This window comes from Hallerella sp., from assembly GCF_022776125.1.
GTDB classification, from domain to species: domain Bacteria; phylum Fibrobacterota; class Fibrobacteria; order Fibrobacterales; family Fibrobacteraceae; genus Hallerella; species Hallerella succinigenes.
The window spans coordinates 59,073-83,363 of sequence record NZ_JALFIA010000055.1 but is presented as its reverse complement, the minus strand read 5'-3'; the positions used below and the strand labels follow the sequence as shown (position 1 = coordinate 83,363).

Annotated in this window: 23 protein-coding genes; 8 read left to right on the top strand and 15 right to left on the bottom strand. The window is 48.5% G+C overall.

The window, feature by feature from the left end:
* Positions 1–129: 129 nt before the first annotated feature.
* Positions 130–2,340, top strand: a complete 2,211-nt coding sequence (locus tag MR847_RS06970; RefSeq protein ID WP_287723327.1) for an FISUMP domain-containing protein — start codon at positions 130–132, stop codon at positions 2,338–2,340.
* Positions 2,341–2,347: 7 nt separating this feature from the next.
* On the opposite strand, the gene MR847_RS06965 is transcribed toward MR847_RS06970, so the two are convergent.
* Positions 2,348–2,917, bottom strand: coding sequence for a flavin reductase family protein (locus MR847_RS06965; protein ID WP_287723326.1), 570 nt, complete (start codon positions 2,915–2,917; stop codon positions 2,348–2,350).
* A gap of 253 nt (positions 2,918–3,170) precedes the next feature.
* On the opposite strand from MR847_RS06965, the gene MR847_RS06960 reads away from it, so the two are divergent.
* On the top strand, positions 3,171–3,347 hold the full coding sequence (locus MR847_RS06960; RefSeq protein WP_157797910.1) for a hypothetical protein: 177 nt from the start codon (positions 3,171–3,173) through the stop codon (positions 3,345–3,347).
* On the opposite strand, the gene MR847_RS06955 is transcribed toward MR847_RS06960, so the two are convergent.
* Entirely contained in the window at positions 3,344–3,664 is a 321-nt protein-coding gene (locus MR847_RS06955) for a hypothetical protein (protein ID WP_106519250.1), read from the bottom strand. The two genes, MR847_RS06960 and MR847_RS06955, sit on opposite strands and share 4 nt — an antisense overlap.
* Positions 3,665–3,756: 92 nt before the next feature.
* Between MR847_RS06955 and MR847_RS06950 the strand changes: the two genes are divergently transcribed.
* From MR847_RS06950 to MR847_RS06935, 4 genes are all read left to right on the top strand, one after another.
* Positions 3,757–4,791 carry a tetratricopeptide repeat protein gene (locus MR847_RS06950; protein ID WP_157797909.1) on the top strand — a complete coding sequence of 345 codons (1,035 nt, stop codon included), beginning with the start codon at positions 3,757–3,759 and terminating at the stop codon, positions 4,789–4,791.
* Positions 4,792–4,802: 11 nt separating this feature from the next.
* Positions 4,803–5,768, top strand: coding sequence for an aldose 1-epimerase (locus MR847_RS06945; protein ID WP_287723324.1), 966 nt, complete (start codon positions 4,803–4,805; stop codon positions 5,766–5,768).
* A 200-nt stretch (positions 5,769–5,968) separates the two neighbouring features.
* Positions 5,969–6,439: a TraR/DksA family transcriptional regulator gene (locus tag MR847_RS06940; protein WP_100425297.1), complete on the top strand. Its 471-nt coding sequence runs from the start codon at positions 5,969–5,971 to the stop codon at positions 6,437–6,439.
* A gap of 68 nt (positions 6,440–6,507) precedes the next feature.
* Positions 6,508–7,419, top strand: a complete 912-nt coding sequence (locus tag MR847_RS06935; protein ID WP_106519248.1) for a hypothetical protein — start codon at positions 6,508–6,510, stop codon at positions 7,417–7,419.
* On the opposite strand, the gene MR847_RS06930 is transcribed toward MR847_RS06935, so the two are convergent.
* Positions 7,411–8,283 carry a DMT family transporter gene (locus MR847_RS06930; RefSeq protein ID WP_277000275.1) on the bottom strand — a complete coding sequence of 291 codons (873 nt, stop codon included), beginning with the start codon at positions 8,281–8,283 and terminating at the stop codon, positions 7,411–7,413. The two genes, MR847_RS06935 and MR847_RS06930, sit on opposite strands and share 9 nt — an antisense overlap.
* Positions 8,284–8,718: 435 nt before the next feature.
* Here MR847_RS06930 and mscL point away from each other — a divergent pair, with 435 nt between their 5' ends.
* Positions 8,719–9,165 (top strand): large-conductance mechanosensitive channel protein MscL, encoded by a 447-nt coding sequence (gene mscL / locus MR847_RS06925; RefSeq protein ID WP_100425294.1) that lies wholly within the window; start codon positions 8,719–8,721, stop codon positions 9,163–9,165.
* A 71-nt stretch (positions 9,166–9,236) separates the two neighbouring features.
* Here the strand turns inward: mscL and rbr are convergent, their stop codons facing one another.
* The 10 genes from rbr to lptC all read right to left on the bottom strand — a co-directional run bounded on the left by rbr (position 9,237) and on the right by lptC (position 20,865).
* Positions 9,237–9,776 carry a rubrerythrin gene (gene rbr, locus MR847_RS06920; RefSeq protein WP_100425293.1) on the bottom strand — a complete coding sequence of 180 codons (540 nt, stop codon included), beginning with the start codon at positions 9,774–9,776 and terminating at the stop codon, positions 9,237–9,239.
* A 38-nt stretch (positions 9,777–9,814) separates the two neighbouring features.
* Positions 9,815–11,386, bottom strand: a complete 1,572-nt coding sequence (gene murJ / locus MR847_RS06915) for a murein biosynthesis integral membrane protein MurJ (RefSeq protein ID WP_100425292.1) — start codon at positions 11,384–11,386, stop codon at positions 9,815–9,817.
* Between the two features lie 43 nt (positions 11,387–11,429).
* Positions 11,430–14,186, bottom strand: a complete 2,757-nt coding sequence (locus MR847_RS06910; RefSeq protein WP_287723322.1) for a CotH kinase family protein — start codon at positions 14,184–14,186, stop codon at positions 11,430–11,432.
* 51 nt (positions 14,187–14,237) lie between these two features.
* The gene (locus tag MR847_RS06905; RefSeq protein ID WP_287723321.1) at positions 14,238–15,134 is read right to left on the bottom strand and encodes an MlaD family protein; all 897 of its coding nucleotides are present in this window, start codon (positions 15,132–15,134) and stop codon (positions 14,238–14,240) included.
* Positions 15,127–16,155, bottom strand: coding sequence for an HPr(Ser) kinase/phosphatase (gene hprK, locus MR847_RS06900; RefSeq protein ID WP_241899477.1), 1,029 nt, complete (start codon positions 16,153–16,155; stop codon positions 15,127–15,129). The genes MR847_RS06905 and hprK overlap by 8 nt, the downstream gene beginning before the upstream one ends.
* A 2-nt stretch (positions 16,156–16,157) precedes the next feature.
* Positions 16,158–16,490: a ribosome hibernation-promoting factor, HPF/YfiA family gene (gene hpf, locus MR847_RS06895; protein WP_106519243.1), complete on the bottom strand. Its 333-nt coding sequence runs from the start codon at positions 16,488–16,490 to the stop codon at positions 16,158–16,160.
* Between the two features lie 156 nt (positions 16,491–16,646).
* On the bottom strand, positions 16,647–18,134 hold the full coding sequence (gene rpoN, locus MR847_RS06890; RefSeq protein WP_287723320.1) for an RNA polymerase factor sigma-54: 1,488 nt from the start codon (positions 18,132–18,134) through the stop codon (positions 16,647–16,649).
* A 45-nt stretch (positions 18,135–18,179) separates the two neighbouring features.
* Entirely contained in the window at positions 18,180–18,917 is a 738-nt protein-coding gene (lptB, locus tag MR847_RS06885) for an LPS export ABC transporter ATP-binding protein (protein ID WP_100425287.1), read from the bottom strand.
* Positions 18,914–20,164 (bottom strand): hypothetical protein, encoded by a 1,251-nt coding sequence (locus MR847_RS06880; RefSeq protein ID WP_287723319.1) that lies wholly within the window; start codon positions 20,162–20,164, stop codon positions 18,914–18,916. The genes lptB and MR847_RS06880 overlap by 4 nt, the downstream gene beginning before the upstream one ends.
* On the bottom strand, positions 20,161–20,865 hold the full coding sequence (gene lptC, locus MR847_RS06875) for an LPS export ABC transporter periplasmic protein LptC (protein ID WP_287723317.1): 705 nt from the start codon (positions 20,863–20,865) through the stop codon (positions 20,161–20,163). The genes MR847_RS06880 and lptC overlap by 4 nt, the downstream gene beginning before the upstream one ends.
* 111 nt (positions 20,866–20,976) lie before the next feature.
* Between lptC and MR847_RS06870 the strand changes: the two genes are divergently transcribed.
* Positions 20,977–22,044 carry a glucokinase gene (locus MR847_RS06870; RefSeq protein WP_157797907.1) on the top strand — a complete coding sequence of 356 codons (1,068 nt, stop codon included), beginning with the start codon at positions 20,977–20,979 and terminating at the stop codon, positions 22,042–22,044.
* A 44-nt stretch (positions 22,045–22,088) separates the two neighbouring features.
* Here the strand turns inward: MR847_RS06870 and MR847_RS06865 are convergent, their stop codons facing one another.
* Complete coding sequence (locus MR847_RS06865; protein ID WP_287723315.1) at positions 22,089–22,832, bottom strand: arylamine N-acetyltransferase family protein; 744 nt, start codon at positions 22,830–22,832, stop codon at positions 22,089–22,091.
* Positions 22,833–24,185, bottom strand: coding sequence for a tRNA uridine-5-carboxymethylaminomethyl(34) synthesis GTPase MnmE (gene mnmE, locus MR847_RS06860; RefSeq protein WP_287723314.1), 1,353 nt, complete (start codon positions 24,183–24,185; stop codon positions 22,833–22,835).
* Positions 24,186–24,291 lie beyond the last annotated feature (106 nt).

Below are 24,291 nucleotides of genomic sequence, written 5' to 3'. Positions count from 1 at the left end.
CAAATTAACTTTTGATATTTTCCACCTTTTTTCAAAAGAATGGTTATCTTTTGCAAAAAGAGAATTAGAATGGGGTTACTCATGAGAAAAGTGCAAATTGTAGCAATGATTGCCATGTTGTTCTTGGCAATGTTTCATCTTTCTGCTTGTGGAAGTTCCACATCGGGCGATCCCTCGGACCTTTCTTACACCGATCCGGACGGGAACGATTCTACAATCGTCATCAAGTCAGGTTCTTTTACGGATAAGAGAGACGGTCAAAAATATTCCACTGTCACTATAGGCGATTACACCTGGATGGCAGAAAATCTGAATTACAAGCTGGACGGTTCCAAAAACAGCAGGGATTACGGCACTTCTAAAAATTATGGAGTGCTTTATTCCTTAAAACAGGCAAAGAAAGTTTGCCCTGAAGGTTGGCACCTGCCGACTTATGCGGAATGGAAAGAACTTTTTTCACTTTTGGAAGAAGCTCACGAGGATTCGGCCGGTTGGGTGCTCAAGACCACATCCGGATGGGAATCGGATGAAGACGGAACCAGCGGAAACGGCGGAAATTTGATTGGATTTTCGGTGAAGCCGACCGGATTTTATAATGGTTATTATGCCTTGGAAGGTCAGTATACTGCATTCTGGGTCGATGGCGATATGGATTGGGACGGCTATGCTACCGCAATCCGCTTTGATTATGACGATGCAGATTGGCATTCTCCGGAACTTTACGCATATCGTGCAGAAATTTATGTACGATGCTTGAACGATAAGAATACTCTAGTGGGAACGCTCGGTACTTGCGACGATTCCAAGGAAGATTCTATCGGCGTATGGAGAAACGAACATTATACCTGTACAGATTCGTCATGGCAAAAATCGACTATCGAAGAAAGTCTCAATTTTGAATTTGGGGAATGCAAAGCTTTGATGTTCGATTCTGTCCGTATTTTAAGCGACACGGCATATATTTGCGATTCATTGACTTCTCAATGGCGAGTGGCAAAGCTTGGCGAAGCACTTGGAAAGTGCAGCGAAAAAAACCTTCGAGAAATGAAAACCTATCTGGGTGAAACCTATTCCTGTCATGCGATCGGTACGATTACTCCCATCTACAGATGGGAAGAACCCGATGCGAACGATATGCTGCCCAAGTGCACCGTGGAACGTCGGACCGAACTTCAAACGTTCAACGAAAATATTTACATCTGCGTAGATTCTGTTTGGGAGTATGCCAGTGAAAAACAAATTGCCCGTGGTGAATGCTCAGAAAAAAATGTGGATGAAATTTCGATAGTAAACGATACGAGCTACATCTGTCTCAGTAATCGCTCGTGGAGAAGGGTCAATCATTACGACTCCCTCTATGGAATTTGCACATCCCGAAAAATCCAAAAGTTGACGTTGATTATCGATACTTCAGCGACAGCGATCGAAGATCTTTATCACTATGATTCTACATATTACATGTGCGATACGACTGGGTACCGCTTAGCGACAACGGTTGAAATCAATACCGACGGTAAGCCTTGTACCGCATCGGAAGTAGGAACCATGACGAATGGAAATCTAAACTCGGCTTTCCGTTTTTACTGTACGCCAAGTTACGGCTGGGTAAGTGTTACAGACGCGAGCCGCAGGGCAAATGAAGTTCCGAAGAGCGCCCGCTTGAATCCGGATATTCAATATGGAAAGATGACGGACAGCCGTGATGGACAGGTTTACTATACAGTAAAAATTGGTAACCAGACATGGCTTGCGGAAAATTTGAATTATACAGACGAAAATTATGTGAAATATAAAAAGAGCGTTTGCCTTGAAGATGTATATAATCCGACGGATGGTGGTGGAACCGCCGGTTGCGAAGTGACGGGTCGTGGCTATTTCTGGGTCGCAGCCATTGATTCGATCGCGCTAGCAAACGATAAGACAAATCCTATGGAATGCGGTTTTAACAAAACCTGCAATTTGACGGGTAAAATTCGCGGTGCCTGTGATTACGGCTGGCATATTCCGAGTAAAGCGGAATGGGAAGAATTGTTAAATTCCGTATATGCGACAGATGACTTTGCGTATCAGCATCCTGGAAACATTTTGCGAATTTTAGGGTCCGACGAAGGAATTCAAAGTGGTGGAATAAGTTCCAAGGCAAACGACATGCTTGGCTTTTCGGTTTATCCATTTTCATTTGGAAATGGATGGATCGGTGGCAGATTCTGGGCTATCGACGAAGTTTACAGTGACGATCGCGAGGTGGCAACATTCTACGTCTGTGCGTATGATGCAGGAGTGGGCGGCAACTGGAAGAACGATTACCGCTCCGTTCGCTGCATCAAAGATGAAGACTAGTTGTGAATTAAAGCAGCTGCTTTCCGTCGCTGAATGCCTTGCCGACCTTTTCACCGAGGACGCGGTAAGCCTTGGCGACGGAATCGTAAGAAATCGGTTGTACCTTGCCTAAATCCACCTTTCCGTCTTCTCCGAGAACGCTTTCGTCGGCGCTCACGTTTTCAACCTGTCCAATGATATAGGTGCTGCCGTCGCAGTCCGGACTCATTTCAAGAATCGTGCATTCGAGAGTCAGCGGATATTCTTCGAACATCGGGGCGTCTACGTTTGCACTTTTCATAACGTGCAGTCCAGATTTTTCCACCTTGTTCGGCAACTTTTTGCCACTGACGATACCGAAGAAGTCGGAGACGACTGCGGTTTGGCGAGTGCCGAAGCTCACGGTAAAAGCTTTGCGTTTTTTCAGGTTTTCCACGGTCTTGTGGCTTGTTCCGAGGCAAATCGTGATCTGGTCGTCTTCACGTTGGCCGCCCCAGGCTGCATTCATGGCGTTTGCAGTGCCGTCTTCGTTGTAAGTGGCGATAATCAAAACAGGAAGCGGTGTGATAATTGCCTTTTTGCCAAAATCCTTTCTCATAAAAACTCCTTTTTGAATAAAATTATCAAATTATAGGTTTGAATGTTCTAACTTGGACATTTGCCGGTGAGAATTTTTGAACCGATTTTTGAAAACTGCCGTTATATTGAATGAAGGAAGGGTTTAATCCAGGAAACTGGAGCAGTGATTAAAGTCTACGGCGTAGTTTTATGCCGTAGACTTTTGTTTTAAAATAAAAATCGCCGATATGTGAATTTTAATATTATTTTAGAATCAGAAAAAAGGAGTTTTCATGAAGAAGGGAATTGTCGTCGGCGCTATCGTGACTGTTTTTGCCGCAGCTGTGGCTGTGATTACCCGCATTGCGATGATGCGCAACGTGGAAGCGGAGCAGGAAATCGAAGACGAGTGTGAAACCAAGAACGAAGCGAAGAACGAAAAGGCTGTCGAAGATAAAGTCGAAGCCTAAAGCGTTGTCCGAATCTCGGGGGTCGTCAATTCATCGACGAATTTTCCTTTAGTTTCATCGATGAATTTTTTGGATTCCGCCCAATCCGCTTGCACAATGTAAATCAGATAGTGCATGGCGCGGAATAAAGGGTTTGCACTGTCCTTCAAAAATCTTTCGTAATTCCGACTTGTGTAAACGATATAGCTGTCGACTTCTTCGGAATAATCCTGCGTGATCAGGTTTCCGAAAATACTTTTGCTCGTTTTATAGATCGTCGGCATGCCGTCACCGGGTTGTTCGCAACGGACATCTTTAATTTTATAACGTGTACTCATTTGCCTTTTAATATAAAAAGTTCCGTGCTGCCGAATTTTCGCAGAGCTTTTATTTTTACTTTTCTTTTTGGAATGAATGAATGGTGTATAAAATGAAGAATGTATTTCTTTTTCTCATCAGTTTTATGGCGTTTTCGTTTGCCGGCGTGAACGAGCTGGTTCAAGAAGGAACTGAATTTCACGACAAGGGAAAATACGATTACGCAATTGCAAAATATAAAGAAGCCGAAAAACTCGATCCGAAAAGTGCACTTGTCAAGTACGAGCTCGGTTATTCCTATTACGCAAAAGGCGATGTAAAACAGGCGCTTCAATTTGCGAAAGAGGCGGAACGCTTGAATCAGGATCCTCGCTTGGTAGAATCGATTGCAAGCATGGTCGGTACGATTTATGATGCGATGAAAATGCCGGATTCCTCTTTAGAAGCATACAAAGCGGGATTTGCGAAGGCTCCCCATTCTTACAATATTCCTTTCAATGCGGGTGTAACTTGCATGGGAGCAAAGCGGGATGTAGAGGCTGCTGAATGGTTTGTAAAAGCAACGCGGAATACAAAGCTTCATCCAAGTACATATTACTATTTAACTTTCGTTTCTGAAAATCTGGGCAATTGGACGGACGTTTTTTCTTATGGCATGTACTCGCTTTTGCTTACCCAGAAAAAAGATCAAATGCAGAATATGCTTCGTATTTTGTATCAGAATTCAAAGGGACTTGTGACGGTTCGGGCAAAGGATACCATTACGATGAATTTGCCGAAGAAGTCAAAAAAGGCGGATTTGCACGATGCTTTTATTTTAGCTTATGCGTTGGCGAACATGGATTCTTTAGGGAATCGAAAATTTTATGAAAAGGATACCACGTCAGAACAGATCGCAGAATACTTGGCCCACATGTTTAAGGATGCTGTCGAATTGATCGCGGGATTTGATGAAAGTCACTATTCGAATGTCTTGACTCCTTTTTACAAGGGACTTGTGAAAGAAAATCTAGTGGACGCTTTTGTTTACACGATTGTTGAAAATGCCGACAGGTCTGTTTATGCGAAATGGCGACTGATCCATGCGAATGATTCCAAACGTTTTTATGATTGGATTCATGCGGAATTTTTGAAAGTGAAAAAATGAGGACTTTACAAATGAACTTTTCCTTGGAATTGAAACCGCTCGGAACAGTAGAACGTTACGTGGTCCATGCGGATGACTGCGAACTGGAAATCCTTGCAGGATGGGGCGCAGGCTTAAACGCTTGGCGCGTCCCGGTGAACGGCAAAAAAATGGACTTGCTTTACGGTTACCGCGACGCGGAAACCTTCCGCAAAATTCAGGCGGATACGAACGCGGGCGTTTGCCTTTCTCCGTGGCCGGGCCGCACGGCAAACGCCAAGTGGCATTGGAAGGGAAAGGATTACAAGTTGGTGAACAACGTAAGCTGGGCTCCGCATGCGCTTCACGGTTTTTTGCATGTTCTCCCGTGGCAGCTCGTTTCTTTTGCTTCGAACGAAACAGAAACGGTGCTGACTCTTTCACGGGATTTTTATGGCGATGCGAACGCTTATCCATTTACGTATAAAGTAACAAATATTTATACGTTCAACGGAAAATCCTTTACCGTAAAATCCATTGTGAAAAATACGTATCACGAAACGCTCCCCTATGCACAGGGATTCCACCCGTACTTTATGCTCGGCAAAAAGGTGAACGCTTTGACGCTTTCGATGCCGCCTTCTCATAAGGCGCTGCTCGATTCCGCGGATATTCCTACAGGGGAACTCGAAGCGGAAACGCGTTTCACAGGAAACACTCCGATCGCGGAAACTTTCATCAACGATTATTTCGCTTTTGACGCCGAAAGTTCGGACCGGGTTTCGGTCATTTTGAAGAATCCCGAAACGGGAAACCAGATTGACGTTTGGCAGAAGACGGGCAAGGATCTGTGGCGCGGTATTCAAATTTACACTCCCCCTGACCGTGAAAGCATTGCGCTTGAACCGATGACTTCTGCGCCCGATGTGCTGAACCATCACCGTGAATTGATAGAAATCATTCCGAATGCGTCGATTGAACTCCTTTGGGGCGCGGAGTTTGGAATATCCGTTCGATAACCACGCCTTTGGCTCATTATGACACGGCAACAGGTGGCAATCATCGGTTTGCGGTCATTCACCGGGATAGTTTTTGGTGTGGGACTTCGGAAATTTGAACAATTTTTATAAAAGCCCGCCCCTTTTCTAAAAAAAAGAATAGTTTATGCGGGCAATGGTACTCTCAATCCAGAGAGTAGTCCAAGAGAGGAATGGTTAAGATGGCAGAAAAGAAGCAAGAAAAAATGAGTCAGAAGGATTTGGATTACTTCAAGGCCCTTTTGCAAGAACGTCGCCGTCAACTGGTCGCTGCTCAAAGCGACGTCGCGAACAACGAAACGTTCCAAGGGCAGCGTGATCAGGGCGGTGAAACGGCCGGTTATGCCACTCACATGGCGGACGTCGCTTCCGACTACAATTCCCTCGAAACGAACTTTGACTTAGCCGCTCGCGATGGCAAGTACCTCGTATACTTGGAAGAAGCCCTTCAGCGTATCGAAGACGGCACGTTCGGCATTTGCAAGGTCTGCAAGAAGTTGATTCCGAAGGCTCGCCTCGAAGCGGTGCCGACGGCGACCAAGTGCGTGAGCTGCAAGTCCGAAACGAAGAAGCGTGAACGCGAAGAAAACCGTATGGAAATGGCTCGCCTTTACGCCCAGCAACAGCGCATGGCGCAGAGAGGCAATTCCTGATTTCTTCAGATCACTACCGTCGCGTTTTTCTCGTCGGCTCGGGCTTTAGTAAGTCCTATTGCCCCGAGATGCCGACGCTCAAGGATTTGAACGGTCGCATCCCCGACGGGATTTATCCGGAGTGCATGACGCTCCGGAATTATTGCTACTTTTTGCGGGAACTTTGCCGTGGTGAATCGGAATATTTAAAGATTGAATCGGTCGCGACGAACATTCTCGCGACGCAGATTTTTCCGAGCGAAGAAGAACGTTTGCACAATGCGACGCTCCGTTTTGAATTGCTCCGGTTTATCGCTCTTTCGATGCACCGCTCGGTGCCGCTTTCGGCGGAGGCTTCCCAGAACCTTTCGCATTTTTTGAATGCGGTGGCAAATGACCGTGCCAATTCCAAGCGGGACAATCTGATTCTCTCTTTCAATTACGACACGTTGATTGAAGACCAGGTGCTGCAGGATCCGGAACTTTGCGCTTCGACTGCCGTGGATTACGGGGTGAACATCGAGCGCGCGGACCGTTCTGCGGAATGCGGCTCCCGTTCGCGGACGATTGACCTTTTGAAACTGCACGGGTCGCTCAACTGGTATCCGGTCAAGGGGACGGGCGAAGATTTTGATTTGAAAAGCGTTTGTCGTATAGAACCTGGCGACCGCAGTTTTCCGATGTATCAAAAGGACAATCCGATTTTTATTCCGATGGCGCATGCGAAGGATTCCTTTTTGCGGGGGAGCCTTTTTAACGTCATTTGGGCGAAGGCGGACTATTACCTTTCGAGAGCGGATGAAATCTATGTAATCGGCTACGGATTTCCGCAGACGGACGGAAACAGCTTCCCGTTTCTTTTGAAACATCGGACCCGTATTCGAAATGTTGTCGTTTTTGAACCTAAGAAGGACAATTCAATCGAACGCTTGCAACGCCTTTTCGACAAGGACGTTGTCGTCTGCGAAGACGCGCAGAAATTCTTGAATCGTTTATTTTAAGCCAAAGAAGAAAAGCCCGATTAGAATACCCACCATGGCGACGTATTTGAGTTTGGTGCGTTTTTCCTTAAAGAAAATCAGCCCACCGGCGAAACTGATCAGCACGTTCGAACGGCGGATGACCGTGACGACGGAAATCAGGGCGTCCGGTTCGTGGACGGCGAGGAAGTAGAAACGGTCTGCGATGACGAGCAGAACGCCCACCGCCAAAATGATCCAGCGGAATTCAAAGCGTTTTCGGTCCGGCTTGTTACGTTGCAAGAAACGGAGTAATAGAATGCTGAACGCTTGGATGCATGCCATGTAAATGTTAAAGTAGAACTGGATTGCGAGCGGGTCGAGCTTTGCCCTTTGCAATAGGAACTTGTCGTACACGCCGCTGCACGATCCGAGAAAGGTGCCGAAGAACATCGAAAGAATCCAGATGTTCGTAAAGAAGTGTCCCGTTTCCTTTCGGGATGCGATGCTGATGAGGAAATAGCTCACCATGGCAAAGCCGATGCCGATCCATTCAAAGGAGCTCGGACGTTCTCCCATGATGGCGACCGCCATCGCGATAGTAAAGATCGGCGCACTTGCGCGGATGGGAGCGGTGAGACTGAGCGGTAGACGGGAGACCGCGTTGAAGGTAAAGATCCAGCTTGCGGTCACGATCGCCGCTTTGACGAGGAGCATCAAATGCTCGGAAAGCGCAAGCGATGGAATTTTACCGAGGACGTAAACCGGCAAAAGAACGGCGGTACAGGTTAAGCTGACAAAGAACAGGACGGGCAAAACGGCGTTGCCGGTAAGAGCCTTTTTCTTTGCAATGTCATAGAATCCTAAAAATAAGGCGGATCCAAGTGCGAGTGTGACCCAAAGCATGGGTCAAAGATAGTAATTGTGCCAACTTGGAATAATTATTATATGGGCACCTCTAAATCGAGGTTGACAAGGACAAAACGGTAATAGAATTCCTCTATCCCGAGGATGAAAATGAAACGGAAATCTGCACGGTCAATACCCGCGAACTACGAGCATTGATGGATGAATGGTTGCGGAAACGAGCCGAATTCTTGAATAAGAAGAAATAGCTTCTTCGCATTTGGGATAGCGGGGTGATTCGAGGAAAGGCCGTCAAACGGCTGGCGCTAGTTCGCTTACCGATAAGATCCCGCTCCAGGAACTTTTGACTGCTAGAAGTGTTGAAAAGCACGAAAAGTCGAGGAAGGAACACTTGACCTTTTCAACGGCCTGTTTTTATTTTAAATTTTTGAGGACACTAGTGATTCAACTTATCCATTAAAAAGGAATCCATGTATGGACATTAAAAATAAGGCTACAGGCCTTCTTGCTGAATTTAAGGCGTTCGCGTTTAAGGGCAACATCGTCGACATGGCGATAGGTGTCATTATCGGTGGTGCTTTCGGTAAAATTGTCACTTCTTTCGTGAACGACATCGTGATGCCGTGCGTGACAGCAATCATCGCAGCTGTTTCGGGTACAAAGAATGCCGCCGAAGGTTTGAAGACGCTTTCTTACACGACGGAATCTGGTGTCGCGATCCCTTACGGTAACTTCATCGGTGGCGTTTTGGACTTTCTCATTGTCGCTCTTGTCGTCTTCATCGTGATGAAGAAGTTCCTCGGCTTTATGCAGAACATGCGCAAGCAGGAAGAAGCAAAACCGGCTGAGCCGCCAGCACCGCCGGCACCGTCCAAGGAAGAAGTTCTCTTGACGGAAATCCGCGATTTGCTCAAGAAGTAATTCGGTTAAGATTCAAAAAAATCCCCGTGCACTCGCACGGGGATTTTTTGCTGTTGATCTGACAACAAGCTTTAATAGTTTTCTTTCTTGATTTCGAAGTAGCTCTGCGGATGGTTGCAGACCGGGCAAACGGCCGGAGCCTTTTTGCCGATGATGATGTGACCGCAGTTGGAGCACTGCCAAATCGTGTCACCGTCACGCGAGAAGACAAGCCCTTCTTCTACGTTCTTCAGCAACTTACGATAGCGTTCTTCGTGTTCCTTTTCAATCTTGGCGACCATTTCGAACTTTCTCGCGATTTCGTTGAAGCCTTCTTCACGAGCTTCCTTCGCCATCTGAGCGTACATGTCGGTCCATTCATAGTTTTCGCCATCAGCGGCATCCTTCAAGTTTGCGATGGTGTCGGGAATTTCACCACCCTTCAGATACTTGAACCAAAGTTTAGCGTGCTCCTTTTCATTGCCCGCTGTTTCTTCAAAGATGTTTGCGATTTGAACGTAGCCATCTTTGCGCGCCTTAGACGCATAGTAGGTGTATTTATTACGAGCCTGAGATTCTCCAGCAAAAGCGGTCCACAAGTTCTTCTCTGTTTTAGAGCCTTTTAATTCCATAGATTATCTCCTTGAACGCGAAAGTGTTCTGCATTAATTTACAAATTTTTTTTTGTAATGCGCGACTTACGGAGAATTTTTCCGAGAAGTTCATTTAAAATATCGCCTGCGTCATCGGAACCAATTGCTTTTTGTAGTCCAAGGCACGTAGGGAAAAGAAGAATGCCGATAAAGCCTGAATAAACGATCAGAGCGAACAGCGAGCAACTGCGGACAAAGTCGTATGAAATATTCTCGATAGCAATAGCGATGACGATCATCGCGGCGAAACTGGCGAGCGCTCTTCCCATATTCCAAAGAGCATGTTCCATGCCCTCCGTACCCGTTTGACGCGCCCAGAGGAACACCATCGTTGCCACTTGGAGTATGGCGCCCGAGGCTCCGATGATTGGGACTACATAAATACCGAAGTCCTCGGCGAAGAAGAGGTAGGCGGGAATCGTCAGCAGGAAAATGCCCGTGTTGATGAGCGTTGGCGTCCACATCTTTTCTTTTGCATAGAAGGAACGCACGAGCACCGCTTGCAGGCAAAGACCAAGGCTTGCCGGCAAATACCAGTGCAAAAGTTTTGCCACGTATTCCGTCGTATCGCGTAAAAAGGCACCACGTTCAAAAAGAATTCTCACAGCGGGGAAGGAAAGTGCCCAGATTGTGATGACCGCTGGAACGAGAATGCAGAACATTCTCGAAAGGCTCGACCAGATCTTGTTATTCAGCTCGCTAAACTTGTTTTCTTTGACAAGGCGCGCCATATCCGGGTAGCCGGAAACGCCAACGGAAAATCCGAAGACCGCGACGAGAGTGTACATCACACGGTAGGCGTAATTCAAACTAGAAATTCCGCTCGAACCGAAAATGCCGCCGAAGCTTCGAATGATAAATTCAAATGCGAACATGCTGCCGACGCCAAAGGACATCGGGAACATCATCTTCACATACCGTATTATGTCGGGATGCTTCGGGTTCAAATAGAAGCGGTAATGTATCCCGCTGCGGTAGGCTCCAAAAATCTGCAGAACAAAGAAACCGATGAACGCACCGATGGGAACGCCCCACGCAAATCCTTCGAGACCGTGATCGCTTCCGATGATACCGCCGCCGATAACCGCAAGGTTGTAGATGACGCCCGTCAACGAAGGAATCGTGAACTGCTTGCGGGTATGCTGTACGGCGACGAGGAAGCTGCCTGCAAAGATAAAGAGCTGTCCCGGCAAAATGATTCTGCCGAAGTATGTTGCGCAGTCTAGGATTTCTTCGGGCAAATCCGCCGCCGAAGTGAAGAGACTGATCAGTTCCTTCATCCAAATGAAGGACGGGATGATTAAAGCTAGGAAAAGAATGCCAATCGTGTTCAGCACATTGCTGAAGAATTTCCAGGCACCCTCTTCGTCGTCTTTTGTCTTGTAGCCAAAAAAGATCGGGATGAAGACAATCGAAAGAAAGCCTGTGCTCACTACGTGATTCAGAATATCCGGGATGAGGAAGGCGAGATCCAGAGCGTTCTTTTCTGCGGTGACGCCCGCTGCACGGGCAAGGAGCATTTCACGGAGAATGCCGAGTACACGGCTGGCGAGCATGCTCGCCGCAATGATAAGAGTCGCTTTGTTCATTTGAACGCAATTTTAGAAAAGTTTAAGGCTTTGAACTTTTGCTTCAGCGGAAGAGAGCGGTATAGGCGCTTCCGTCAGCAGGGAGGAGCGTTTTAACGCTAGAAGTATCACCGTCGTTCCAACCGATGAACGTGCAACCGGCTGAAGGTTCTGCGGTAAGCGTTACCGGAATATTCGGGTAAAGCTTGAGCGCGGTCGCATGGTGCAGGGAAATGCCGTCAACGGAAATCGTGCCGCAGCTTCCTGGGTCGAGCGTGACTGTGGCGAAGTCAGAAAGCCCAAAATAGTCTTCCATTTCGGCAATGACTTGAGCGGGGCGGATTTTGGCAAAATTTTCGATCTTGGAAAGCTGGTTTTCCATATAGCTTGCGTTATGGTCCCAACGGTCCTGATCGCGGGGAATTTCCGCCTGGATTTCTTGCATCATGCTGTGTATTTTTGCAAGGACGGTATCGATGCTGAATTTGGTTACGGTCAGCGCGACGAAGCGGTTGATGAACCGATTGCGGAAGGTGGAATTCTTGAGCAGGTTTCGGATGGGAACCGTGTATTCGACGCCGTTCGGGTAACTGGTCGCCGTGGAATCCAAGGTGTATTCGAACATGTTCATGGATGCGTATCTGTCTTCGGCGTGACCGTTGTCAAATCCCCAGTCTAAATCGTAGAGCATCCATTTCCACTTGGTTTCGGGCGAATGGCTTTTCCACTTTTTAAGGTTATTGCCTGGCCAGTCGCGATTGGCGATGAACATTTCCGTTTGGATGTAATTCGTGTAATTGTCCACGTCCATCAGGCTTTGAACGTAGGCGTAAGCGGCGCTGTCGCGGAGATCGTTAGCTTGGATATATCTTTCGAGGGCGAGGTAATCGCTTGCGCTGCCGCAGGTGACCTCGTTGTTGGTTTTGAGCAGGTCAATGGAGCCTTCGTCATAGCCGTAATTCGTGAGAAAGTAGTTTTCGTTCAGGCGTTCACGGATATTGTGAATGCCAAAGTATTTTCCGTTTACGTAGACGATCGATGGGCGAGCCTTTTGATAATCGACGCCTAAGCCTTGCGTGATGCTCGATCCGAGTCTGTCTCGGATGTAATCCTGGTAAAAGTTCCCGCCGTTGTTGCGGAAGACGAGATCCTTAAAAACGGTGAGGTTTGGAAATTCGGGGAAAATCTTGTATTCGAGTTCGGAATCTCCGTAGCGCTTGCGGAATTTGAGGGCGAAGGATTTTTTAGCGTTTGTACGGCTGTAATTGCCGAAGATTTCGTAGCCGACCGTTTTGCTGAATGCGGGCGTTTGGGCGCCAGGCTCAAAGAAGGTGATTTCGGCAGGGATCGTTTTGTCGAGCCAGTAATTTGCGCCGTAATGCGGTTCTTCGGGGCTTGCGTTTGGGCCTTCTTCGTAAATTCCCGAGTCCGGATCAAAGAGAGAATTCGGGTCGGCGGTGATGAAAGCCGTAGCGATGCTCGGCGCGCTTTCAAAGATGTAGGTGCGTGTGCTAACATCGCTTGGCAAGGCGCCTGTGCGGAACGTGGCGCAGCGGAGAACTGTAGTTTGGGAAATGTCGAGCGTGGTGACGACGGGGCTTGTTTCCGTCGGAAGTTTTCCGCCGAGTTCGCAGCGGGCAACGCTCAAAGAATCGCTTGTGAGGGAGACCGTAAACGGATCCGTGTAAAATCCGGATTCGGGAAGCTCAAAGCGGTTTGTGGCTTGGACAGCATAAGCTTCACTCGTAATCCCGAGCGGAGTAGGCTCTGCAAAGCCCCAACCGTTTCCGGCGAAGGAAAAGGTTTTTCCTTGGGGAACGCTAGGGTAAAGAATGGAATCGCGCAGGGCGCCTGTGGAATCAAACAGGAAAACGCTCCCGCCTGATTTGGGAAGTTTGAAATTTGTATGGGGAAAATGTCCCTGGTTGCAGGCGATGTATGAGGTGAACTTGAACTGTACACGGTTGTAGTGATTGTTGACCGCGGCGAAACGCGTCCCGTAAATGTTTTGCAAATCCGGAAAGGAGGTTCCCGTCGGCAGGGTAATCTTGTACACTGTCGAAGAATCCCCGGTACCGGTAATCGTTGTCGACCAGCCGAGCCAATCATCGTAATCGGGCTGCGTAAGGCGAATTTCCAAAGGTTCGTCCTTTGTCACGTAACCCGTCAGCAGAAGCTGATTCGCCGTTTTCAAGTCTTGCACATCGGAAGTCGAACCGGAATTCACCCCGACGAAAATACAGGCACTGCTCCAGCCAAGTTCCGTATTGACCGCAAGTTGCATCTGCCCCGAAATGGAGCGCCTTCCGTTTACGCTAGAAACGTAATTCGAAGTCTGCCAAGGTTCTGCAATGCTATTGCCTGCAACAGGGGTGGATTGGGAATCGCTCCAACTCCACACGCCACTCCCCAGCATATCGGTAGAATCTGAAGGAGTTTCGTAATCGGCACGGTCCTTTTTCGAAAAATAAACGATCAAAAAACTCTGAGGCGGAACTATCGCGTTTCCGAATGTCCATTTGCGAGGCTCGCTTTCGGAATTCGAAAGAGAAAAGCCTTTCAGGTTCACTGCGGTATCGGCGGGGTTAAAAAGCTCGATCCAATCGGAATTGTCGCCGTCTTCATCTTGGAACGTGAAATTCTGAGGATTCACTTCGGTAAAGACGACTGGAGCGCTGCGCATAAAATTCTCGGCATCCGCAGGAATTTCTCCCGGAGGAGTCAAATCATCTACGGAGACGTCATCGAGATTGTCACTGCAAGAAAGAAGTAGACCGCTGAGAGTGGCGATTGCCAAAGCATATTTTTCCAAACGAACCATACCCTAAACATAAGTATTTATGAGGGGAAGAAACTTATAAAAAAGGTATCTTTAGAAGATGTCGACGTTCAGCTTGATGCCGTGTTTTTTAACGTCAGCGATGAGTGCCTGTGCACTTGCTCGGATTGCATCCAGCTGTTTAGAAACTTCGCTGCCTTTTTGCATCACGAGAGCGGCGGTGTTGTCGTTTCGAGCGAGCTTTTCCAGAACGCTTTTCGACTGGATTTTGGTATTTTCGACGGAAGTTGTCAACTGTTCCAGTTTGGACAGCAGTTCGGAGCAGTCTCCTTCGAGGGCGCCTGCGTCGGACTTTAACTTTTCAAAGGAATTCTGAAGCTTGTCTGCGGAAGAGGAAAGATTTTCAAAGAGGGTTTTCGCTTCGTTTTTCCAACTTTCCATGTCGTTGTTTGCGGTTGCGACCAAGTTCTTGCCTTTGCGAATCACGCGGTCAAGCTTTTGACGGTCGGAATCTTTTTCGATGGTGTCGAGCAGGGCGAGGGTTGTTTCGAGAGTTGTATTGAATTCGGCGAGGGCGGTGTTCAATCCCTTATCGAAGAGAGTATTAAAAATCGTATCCTTGGATGTGTAGACTGTATCGGAGGTGCCGAGATGGATGCAGATTTCGTGGTTGCCGAGGAATCCGACTGTCGTAAAGGTGAGTCTCGAATCCTTGGGAATAGAAACTGTGGAGACCACTTCGAAGGTGACGTAGATGCAGGAATCTGTTTTGTGCATTCCCAGAATACGGCCTTTGGGGAGTCCGCCGATTTTCACATTGCTTCCACTGCCGATGGGACCGACAACGCTAAAGGCGGCGGTGTAATGGGTGCGCTCGTTATAAGGGCTGAGAGGGTGAAAAAAATACCAGAGCAAGAAGATGAGACTGGCAAGGAACAGAACACCGAAGAGCATTCGCTTGTTGCCGTGCATCGAAATCTTGCTATTCATACGTGGTACCGATCAGAACGTCGTTAAAACCGTCATCCTTGAAAAGACCTTGTGCCTTATCTTGAATGACTTTCAACAAATTAGCATTAAATTCCTTGGCGGCGTCCACACCGTTCATTTTCATGAGCGCGTTCATGGCGATGACTTCGGAAATTACGGTTAGGCTCTTGCCCGGAGCGACCGGAATCAAAACTTTGGGAACCTTAACTCCGAGGATTTCTTCGTATGCGTTGGAAAGGCCCGTGCGTTCGTAAGTCATACCCTGCTGCCACGGTTGCAGTTCTATGACGACTTCGATCTTCTTTTTTCGTCGCACGGATTTGATACCGAACATGGATTTGACATCGATGATGCCGATGCCGCGGATTTCCATGTGATGTTTGATCAGGGCTTCTGAGCGACCGATGAGCGTATCGCCGATGCGCGTGATGCGAACGGAGTCGTCTGCAACCAGGCGGTGACCGCGTTCCACAAGATCGAGCACGCATTCGGATTTGCCGACGTTGCTGTCGCCCACGTAGAGCATGCCCACGCCGTAAACGTCAACGAGGCTCGCATGGACGGACGTATATTCCGCAAAATACTGTTCAAGGAAACGCTGCGTTTCTTTTGCAAAGTCAAAGGTCGAAAGTTCCGTTGTCATGAGCGGAACGTTCTGTTTGACGCACATGTTCAAAAGTTCTTGATGCGGCGTCAAATTGTGTGTCAGCACCCACATGGGAGATCGAAATTCAGAAAGCTTGGCGAAAATATATTCGCGGGCTTCGCTGCCGACGCTTTCTAGATAGCTCCATTCCGTGGAGCCGATCATCTGGATTTGATCGGGATTATAAACAGAAAGATACCCGGACATCGCAAGGCCCGGACGATGAATCCCGATATGAGAAATATTGGTTTTTAAGGAATTTTCCGGCGTGTGAAGCTTGAGCTTCAGCGGTTTCTGGAAGTGTTTAAAAAAATCAAGAACCGGGCACAGGGCTCGGCGCTTGATATCTTGATTGTTAAAACAGTAGTATGCCACTTTTACTTTTGTGCAGCAGCGGTGACTTCTGCCATCGATTCCGCCTGATGGGCGCTCTGCTTTTCGTTAGCCTTCTTGAGCTGCACTTTCGCGCGTTCGAAAGCGACATCAATCGCCTTTCCCATTGTTTCTTCGTCTGCGGAGGCGACGACGGTTGCGCCCTTCACATTCAGAGAAATTTCCACATGGCGACTGAGATCGCTGATCTTGTCGAGAACGATGGAAGCAGAAGTAATGTTCGGATAGAATTTTCCAAGTGCGTCCACTGCATCTTTAAGGGTAGCTTGAAGAGTATCAGAAATAGTGCAATGACGAGCGGCAATTTGAACTTCCATATCGAACCTCCAGTTAAGGGTGGAAAATAACTTTTGGAGAACTTTGGACGTCCTCCCATCAATGGATATACATCTTTATTTTCCAAAAAAGAACGCTTTTCGAGAAAAATTTTTTCTTTTTCGGCTTCTAATTTGGAATAGCTCCTTTGTGAACCCTTATTTTAAGGCTTTTCGATGCCTTGCGGGCAGAATTTTCAGTTCTTCTCGGTATTTGGCGACCGTGCGGCGGGCGACCTTCATGCCCTGTTTTTCGAGGGCATCGGCAATCGCCTGGTCGGAAAGCGGAGCTGAGCGGTCTTCGTTTGCGACAAGGTCCTTGATCGTGTCGAGGATCTTTGCCGAGCCGACAGCGCTGCCGTCGCTCTGGATGATGCCCGAGCTGAAGAACTGCTTGAGCTCGTAAATGCCGTAAGGCGTGTCGACGTATTTGCCGTTCGTGACGCGGTTGACCGTACTCGGGTCGCGCTTGACTTCATCGGCGATGTCTTGCAGAATCATCGGCTTTAGATTTTCAGGGCCTTTGGCAAAGAAGTCGTGTTGCTTTTCGAGAATCGCGTTCATCACAAGTTCGATTGTGCTACGGCGATTGTCCACGCTTTTGATAAACGCGTTCGCGGCGTTGAGCTTGTCGCGCACATAGTCCTTGTCTTTTTTGCTCGCATTCGGCTGCTGTAAAATTTTGCGGTAGGTCTCGTTGATGTGCAAGCGAGGAATGTGTTCGTAGCGCATGACGACCTTGAACTTTCCTTCGCCAGTTTTGACGACTTCCATGTCGGGGACAATCGACTGGGTTGGCGTGTTGTTGATTTGGGCGCCTGGATGCGGAGAAAGCACGTGCAGCTCGTGGACCGCTTTTTGCACTTCTTCCGTACTTTTGTTTAAAGCTTTGGCGATGGCTGCGTAGCGGAGCTCGGTCAGGGCGTCGAAATGCTTTTCCAGAATCTGGATCGCAAGAGGGGAAAAGTCCGGGATGCGGTAGGCTTGAATCAAAAAGCATTCGCGCAGGTTGCGAGCGCCGATTCCCGGCGGAGTAAAGGATTGTAGAACGTGGAACGCTTCTTGCACAGGGTAAGAGGCTTCTTCTAAAGGTTTTTTGTTCTGCAGAACTTCTTCGACTTCGGCAATGTCCGGGTCTTTTTGTTCTTCGGCATTTTCATCGAGTAAAAGATCTTTGTCGGCGGGTGCGAGGAAGCCGTTGTCGCCGACGCAGCCGATGAGATATTCCACGATCTTCACAATCTGCGGAGGACGTTTCCATTCGCGAAGCTGATTCTTTAAGAGCTCCTGCATGCTGAGGCCGCGCGTCGGTTCCGGGCGCAGGTCTTCATCGGGATCCCTGCCGCCCAAATCTTTATACGGCGCTTCGGAATTGCGGAACCCGTCTTCCATATACTGATTCCAGTCGATCGAATTTTCGATACCGGGTTCCATCAGATCGTGGCTGTTGTCGTCACCATCGACGCCCGAGCTTTCGCGTACCGGTTCATCCAAGGATTCCATGCGGTTATCGACAGGCTCTTCTGCTTCGAGGAGCGGGTTCGTTTCGATCTCCTGAGTGATTGCCGCCTGGAGTTCGATTGTGTTCATCTGGAGCATTTTAATGGACTGCAGCATCTGCGGGGACAGATTCTGATCCAACTTCATGCCTTGCTTTAATTGAATTCCTAAATCCATAAGAGCGTCCTTGATTTAGTCCAGGCGGAAAGATTCACCGAGGTAAATACGCTTCGCTTCTTCGTTGCTTGCGAGGTAGTCGGAAGTGCCTTCGGTCAGAACCTGGCTTTTGTACATGATGTAGGCGCGGTCTGTGATGGAAAGCGTTTCACGTACGTTGTGGTCCGTGATGAGGATTCCCATGCCCTTGTCTTTTAAACTGGAAATGATCGCTTGAATGTCGGCGACGGCGATCGGGTCGATGCCTGCGAACGGTTCGTCGAGCAGCAAAAAGTCCGGGTTTGCGGCGAGTGCGCGGGCGATTTCTAAGCGTCTTCTTTCGCCACCGGAGCAACTCATCGATTTCGTTTTGCGGATGTGCGTAATTTTGAATTCTTCGAGGAGCTGTTCCAAGCGTTCCTTGCGTTCCTTGCGGCTGTAGCCTTGAGTTTCGAGGATTGCCATGATGTTGTCCTGGACACTCAGCTTGCGAAAGATTGAAGCTTCCTGTGGAAGGTAGCCGACGCCGAGTCTTGCACGGCGGAACATCGGCTTTTCGGTCATTTCCACATCGTCCAAGAAGATGTGACCGGAATCCGGACGGACCATGCCCACGATCATGTAGAATGAAGTCGTTTTGCCGGCACCGTTCGGACCGAGAAGGCCGACGATTTCTCCCTGGGAAACGCTAATCGAAACGTCGTTCACCACTTTACGACCGTTGTAGATTTTGCAAATCTTATCCGTGCGAATGGTTCGAATGAGGTTTTTCATTTGGTATCCTCTTTTTTCGCGGGAGCGCTTTTGTCGGTTTTCTCCAGTTTCTTCAAGGATTGCTCGGTCCATTTTTTGACGCTCGAATCCTTTACCACTTTGGGTAAAATGTTTTGTTTGGTCAGGTCGGTGTAACGCCCGCTGGCGAGCGTCTTTGTCCCCGCGAGTTTTAAATGTTTCACCTTTCCGTCGGCGAAGGCGATTCGAATCGTGTCGCCAGTGGCTTCGTTTCTGCCGTCGATCTGGCGCTTTTTTTCCATCACGTGAAAATAGGTACTTTGGGCATCGCCCGAAATCAGGGCGCGTTTAAGCTTTCCGTTTTTAAAGGAAAGGTCCAGACGACCGCCTTCCATCTGGTTCTTGTAATCGGCAAAGTCCGCTTCGTAGAAGAACCCGCGGGCGTTTAAGTTCACATAAAGGCGCTTGATCTTGTCGTTTTTAAATTCCGCGTAGAGCGTGTCGCCGATCGCTTCCGTGTAGTGGTCGGGTTTTCCTTTTTTGCCCTTTTCGTGCTGCTTGCCTTTGGCGTTGCGAATGACGAGGGCGCTTTTGAGGGTGCGCTTTTCGGAGTCGATTGTGAGGTAGATGGAATCTCCGGTCAGTTCGTAGCCTTCGAGGTTAAATTTGGGGGAACCTTTGAGGGCGACCCAGTTGTTCTTTTTATCAAGGTAGCCCGTGTCGCAGGTGACGATCATTTCGCCCTGGGTGATGGTCACGTTTCTAAAGGCTTCGGCGAATTCCGTTTCTTGATTGAACGTGATGAGTTCTGCGCGTACGACGGTCGTGTCGATTTTCGTCGTGTCCTTTTTTTGTTTTTGATACTGATGTAAAAGTGGCTGGTCGGTGAGCTTTAAGAACTTTTTCTTTTTGTTGTAAACAAGGTTGTTTCCGAAGAAAGCGTAAGAGCCAGCGGAATCTTTTGCTTCGACATAGCCCTTGGCGATGGCGATTTCCGTTTTGCGCTGGTAGGAACCGTAGTTCGCTTTGATGTAACCGTCGGGATGGGTAAAGAGAAAGCTCCCTTCGCAGTCGACTTTGTCGAGATGCTTGTTCCACGTGGCACGGGCTGTGCGGAATGCGATCGAATCATGCGTAAAATAAACGTGTCCGTTCAGCAGCAAAAAGCCCGCTTTGCGCATTACCGCAAGGCTGTCGGCGTGGCGCATCACGAGCGGGGAACTTTGCGCAATGGCGCTTTCCCAGAATCCGCCCAGAAGAATCGCTAGCAGTAGAATGCGAAACGTCATTTTCTGCCTCCCGGAACCGCTTTATTTGGAACGGGCTGCTTTTGTGCAGGCGGTCGATGCGGAGCAGGAACATCTTCTACAATGTTTTCGCTTTGCTTATTGTCTTCTTCCTTTAAGCGTCTGGCTGCGTCCTGAAAAATTCCTGTGACATCGGAAAGAATGTGCCAGTTTTCCATTTTTGCGTCGCTTACAAAGCCTTTTCCCTGGAGAACGTCGCCGTCTTCGCTTACCACGCGGACGTAGCTTTCGGTTTTCACCAGGTTGTCTTTTTTATTCCACAAAAGAGAGTCCGCTCGGACAGAAGCGCCTTTCGGGGTGAGTGCGTAAACATGTCCATAAGCGTAGACGTAATTCATCTTGCTGTCGAGAGTTCCTGAATCAGCCCTTAAAAATGCGGAGCGTTCTCCCGCGGAATCAAAAATGTCGACAAGAATCGGCTTTGCAAAAATTTTTTCGGTGCTGCCCCAGCGTTCCAGATAGGCGGTCTTCACCTTCCATGAAAGTTTTTCTTTTTCGTAAAAATCGAGCAGGGTCGTGTCCGTGAAGAGCATCGTTGGACGTTCGACTGCTTCAAAGCCCGGCGGTGGGCTGTTTTCTTCGGCATCTTCGCAGGCAGTCGAAAGAATGGTCAAAAAAATGCAGGCGCTCAGCGCGAGCGTCCGCCGTAAATGTTTTAGACTGCCTAGCAAAAAATATGCCATCAGTATCAAAGATACTATAAAAATAGGCGCCGGAGTAGAACAAAACAGGGGCAAATTTGATTGAATTGCAAAAATATTGGATATATTTATAGCAACATTTACGGAGTTTTTATGGAATTAAAATGGTGCAACCCAGAAGCTGAATTTGATCGTCTCGTTTTAGCCATTGATATCGGCGGTACGAATACAAATTTGGCACTTGTTGCCTGCAAAGAAGGCAAGTTTACCCTGGTGATGAAGGCGGACTACGCTTCTTCTCAAATCAACGGTCTTGAAGAACCGATTGCGGAAACCCTTCGAATTGCTGCGGAAAAGCGTGCGGATTTGAAGCCGAGCCATTGTTGCATCAGCGCGGCAGGTCCTGTTGCCGATAACCGCTGCGTGATGACGAACCTCAAATGGAGCGTGGACGGTAACGATCTCGCAAGTAAGTTCGGTTTCCCGGTGCTCGTCGTGAACGACTTTATCGCAATCAGCTACGGAATTCCGACTTTGAACGTGAACGATTCGAAACAGATTTATAAGATTCCTCACTTGGACGGTTCGACCCCGGAATCAAAACCGACGACCAAGGCGGTGATCGGCCCGGGTACGGGCATGGGCGTTTCTTTCCTCGCTTATGACGGCAAGAAGTACATTCCGGCGAGTTCGGAAGGCGGTCACATGACCTTTGCCCCGTTCGACAAGGATATGCAGGACTTCCGCGATTACATGGAAAAGCGCATTGGCGCAGTTCCGGGCGTGGAACCTCTCTGCTCCGGCATGGGCCTTGCGCACCTTTATGAATGGTGGCGCGATACGAAGGGCGTTCCGCAGAACGATGCGTTCAAGAAAATCGAAGAAACGGTCTGGAACGACCGTCCAAAGTATATTAGCCGTGCAAGCGATACGGATCCGGTTGCGGCAGAAATGATGCGCCTTTTTGTGAAGATGCTTGCCCGTTATGCCAGTGACGTGTGCACGCTCCTCCTTCCGTTTGGCGGTTTCTACCTCGCCGGCGGTACGGTGCAAAAGGATTTGCGCTGGCTCGTGAACAACAATCTGTTCATGGAATACTTTGAAAAGAATTACAACCCGAACATCCAGCCGCTCTTGAAGAAGATTCCGGTGTACGTGATCAAGGATTACAGCATTAGCCTTTACGGCGCTGCAAATGCAAGCGTTTGCTTGCAGAAGTAATTCTGCTTGAATGTGAAAAAGGCCCGCTGTTGTGCGGGTCTTTTTTATTTCCTTAAAATGCCGAGAGCTCTTTCGATCGTTTCTTCTTCAATGCCAAATATCGCGTGTAGCTTTGAAACTTGGTCTTCTGGCAGGATCTTTTCCATGCGCGAACCGTCTTTATCGCGGATGAGCAGGTTCCCTTTTTGGAAGTAGTACTGGACGCCTTTTTCTCGGTCGAGCTTATTCAGTACCGGATAAGTCATCATTTCGCGGTCAAAGGATTCGCTCCAGTGTTTTTGGAATTCCTGCGGGGTAACGCCCGAAATGTTGAATTCAAACCGGAGCTTCAAAGGACCTTTGAGGGAACCCGTGTACAGCCCAAGGACACCGTTTTCAAGCTCTAAACGGACCACGTTCGGAACGAGCGGATAAAAGGCTTCGCTTTTTTGAAATGGAATGGCGACGGGAATTTTTAACGGGTCAAAGATCAAGTATCCTGGATCGAGCAAAAAGTCTTCACCGTCTACAGGAAGGAGCAGGGCGCAGTGAATGTTTTTTTCGATGCGCTTGTCGCCCATTAAAAGCTTGGGCGCATAACCCATGCTGCGGAGCTCCTGGTATAGATGCCAAGTGAGGCTAAAGCATGTACCGCCGCCCATCCAAGCGTCCAAATCGTTTTCGTAACTGTCGTCGAGTTTACGGGCACCGTCCGCGCTTTTCGCTTCGGAATAGCGGATGATCTTCGTCAGGTTTTCGTAGGTGACGTTTGAAATGCGATTGCAGAGATCGAGAATTTGCTGTTGCATTTACTTTCCGATGCAGAAACCGTTGAAAATCGTTTGCAAAACGTCTTCGCTCGAAATTTCGCCAACGATTTCTGCCAAGGAATTGGCGACGGAGCGAAGTTCGAAGGCGATGAGTTCCACGGCGGGATTGGTGTCGAGAAGTGCCTGGATGCGGTCAAGTCCTGCGTCGGCTTCACGCAAGGCGGCGCATTCTCGTTCGCTTGTAATCCAGTATTCGTCGCTTGTTTCGCCTTCGGGAAAGAGCGCCTTGTCGAGCATTTGCACGAGTTCCGAAAGGCCTGTTCCCGCTTTGGAAGAAAGGGTGAGCGTGACGTCGCTTGGAATGGGAGCGTTACCTGCGAGATCGATTTTGGAATAGACGATCCAGTGCCCTTTTTCTTTGGCTTCGGCGATTTGCTTTTGCGCTTCGGCTGTGTTTGCTTGGGTGGCGTCCACAAGGCAAATCGCGAGGTCTGCGGATTCGATCGCTTCGACGCTTTTTTCCATGGAACGCTCGTCGAGCGCATTCTGGGCGACTTCGGCGATGCCTGCGGTATCGACAAGCGTCGCTTCGCCCGAGGGAAGCGGTAAAGAAACTTCGATAAAGTCGCGGGTCGTGCCGGGAATATCACTGACGAGAACGCGGTTTTCTTTTAGAAGGGCGTTCAGCAGGCTCGATTTTCCCGCATTCGGTGCTCCGTACAAAACGATACGCGGTTTTTTGTTGATCGCTCCGGAATTTTTGAAATGACGGATAAGGTCTTTGACTTTTTCTTGAATTTCGGTAAAACGATCTTTCCAGCCCGCAAAATCGGGGTCCGCTTCTTCTTCCACAAAATCCACTTCGAGTTCGATGCGGGCAGAGATGTCTTTTAATTTGTGCGCAAGTTCGTGAACGTCCTTGGAGAACTTTCCCGATAAAAGCTTGTGCGCATTGTCTAAAGCAGAAAGCGTTTGACTGTGAATTACATCGGCTACGGATTCCGCTTGCACAAGGTCCATTTTGCCGTTCAAGAAGGCGCGTTTTGTGTATTCTCCCCGGTAAGCGATGCGCACGTTTTCAAGGGAACACATCGCATCGATTAAACTGCGGACAATCAGAGGGTTCCCGTGCGGAAAAAGTTCGAGCGAATCTTCGCCTGTATAGGAATTGGGGGCTGCGTAAAAAATGTATAGCAGGGAATCGAGTTTTTTTTGCGTTTCGGGATGCCTTGCCACTGCAAGAGTTGCCATGCGAGGTGTCGGGGATTCGCAGCGGAACATTTTTCTTAAAATGGAGCGCGTTTCAGGTCCGCTCACGCGGATGACGGCTAGCGCGGATGTTCCGTGCGGGGTAGCAGGGGCAACAATCGTCTGTTCTACAGTTTTCTTCATTACTTCAAAAGTAATTTTTCCCATCCACTTCCAGAATTGAGGGAACCTGGGGAAGGTTAAAAAGGCTGTCTTGAAGGGTTTCTGAACGTTATTTTACCCTAAAATG

What these genes read in the sequence shown, in the direction of transcription:
- MR847_RS06970 (WP_287723327.1), top strand. Translation starts at nt 130, where the DNA reads ATGTTTCATCTTTCTGCTTGTGGAAGTTCCACATCGGGCGATCCCTCG.
- MR847_RS06965 (WP_287723326.1), bottom strand. Translation starts at nt 2,917, where the DNA reads ATGAGAAAGGATTTTGGCAAAAAGGCAATTATCACACCGCTTCCTGTT.
- MR847_RS06960 (WP_157797910.1), top strand. Translation starts at nt 3,171, where the DNA reads ATGAAGAAGGGAATTGTCGTCGGCGCTATCGTGACTGTTTTTGCCGCA.
- MR847_RS06955 (WP_106519250.1), bottom strand. Translation starts at nt 3,664, where the DNA reads ATGAGTACACGTTATAAAATTAAAGATGTCCGTTGCGAACAACCCGGT.
- MR847_RS06950 (WP_157797909.1), top strand. Translation starts at nt 3,757, where the DNA reads ATGAAGAATGTATTTCTTTTTCTCATCAGTTTTATGGCGTTTTCGTTT.
- MR847_RS06945 (WP_287723324.1), top strand. Translation starts at nt 4,803, where the DNA reads ATGAACTTTTCCTTGGAATTGAAACCGCTCGGAACAGTAGAACGTTAC.
- MR847_RS06940 (WP_100425297.1), top strand. Translation starts at nt 5,969, where the DNA reads ATGGCAGAAAAGAAGCAAGAAAAAATGAGTCAGAAGGATTTGGATTAC.
- MR847_RS06935 (WP_106519248.1), top strand. Translation starts at nt 6,508, where the DNA reads ATGCCGACGCTCAAGGATTTGAACGGTCGCATCCCCGACGGGATTTAT.
- MR847_RS06930 (WP_277000275.1), bottom strand. Translation starts at nt 8,283, where the DNA reads ATGCTTTGGGTCACACTCGCACTTGGATCCGCCTTATTTTTAGGATTC.
- mscL (WP_100425294.1), top strand. Translation starts at nt 8,719, where the DNA reads ATGGACATTAAAAATAAGGCTACAGGCCTTCTTGCTGAATTTAAGGCG.
- rbr (WP_100425293.1), bottom strand. Translation starts at nt 9,776, where the DNA reads ATGGAATTAAAAGGCTCTAAAACAGAGAAGAACTTGTGGACCGCTTTT.
- murJ (WP_100425292.1), bottom strand. Translation starts at nt 11,386, where the DNA reads ATGAACAAAGCGACTCTTATCATTGCGGCGAGCATGCTCGCCAGCCGT.
- MR847_RS06910 (WP_287723322.1), bottom strand. Translation starts at nt 14,186, where the DNA reads ATGGTTCGTTTGGAAAAATATGCTTTGGCAATCGCCACTCTCAGCGGT.
- MR847_RS06905 (WP_287723321.1), bottom strand. Translation starts at nt 15,134, where the DNA reads ATGAATAGCAAGATTTCGATGCACGGCAACAAGCGAATGCTCTTCGGT.
- hpf (WP_106519243.1), bottom strand. Translation starts at nt 16,490, where the DNA reads ATGGAAGTTCAAATTGCCGCTCGTCATTGCACTATTTCTGATACTCTT.
- rpoN (WP_287723320.1), bottom strand. Translation starts at nt 18,134, where the DNA reads ATGAAGTTGGATCAGAATCTGTCCCCGCAGATGCTGCAGTCCATTAAA.
- lptB (WP_100425287.1), bottom strand. Translation starts at nt 18,917, where the DNA reads ATGAAAAACCTCATTCGAACCATTCGCACGGATAAGATTTGCAAAATC.
- MR847_RS06880 (WP_287723319.1), bottom strand. Translation starts at nt 20,164, where the DNA reads ATGACGTTTCGCATTCTACTGCTAGCGATTCTTCTGGGCGGATTCTGG.
- lptC (WP_287723317.1), bottom strand. Translation starts at nt 20,865, where the DNA reads ATGGCATATTTTTTGCTAGGCAGTCTAAAACATTTACGGCGGACGCTC.
- MR847_RS06870 (WP_157797907.1), top strand. Translation starts at nt 20,977, where the DNA reads ATGGAATTAAAATGGTGCAACCCAGAAGCTGAATTTGATCGTCTCGTT.
- MR847_RS06865 (WP_287723315.1), bottom strand. Translation starts at nt 22,832, where the DNA reads ATGCAACAGCAAATTCTCGATCTCTGCAATCGCATTTCAAACGTCACC.
- mnmE (WP_287723314.1), bottom strand. Translation starts at nt 24,185, where the DNA reads ATGAAGAAAACTGTAGAACAGACGATTGTTGCCCCTGCTACCCCGCAC.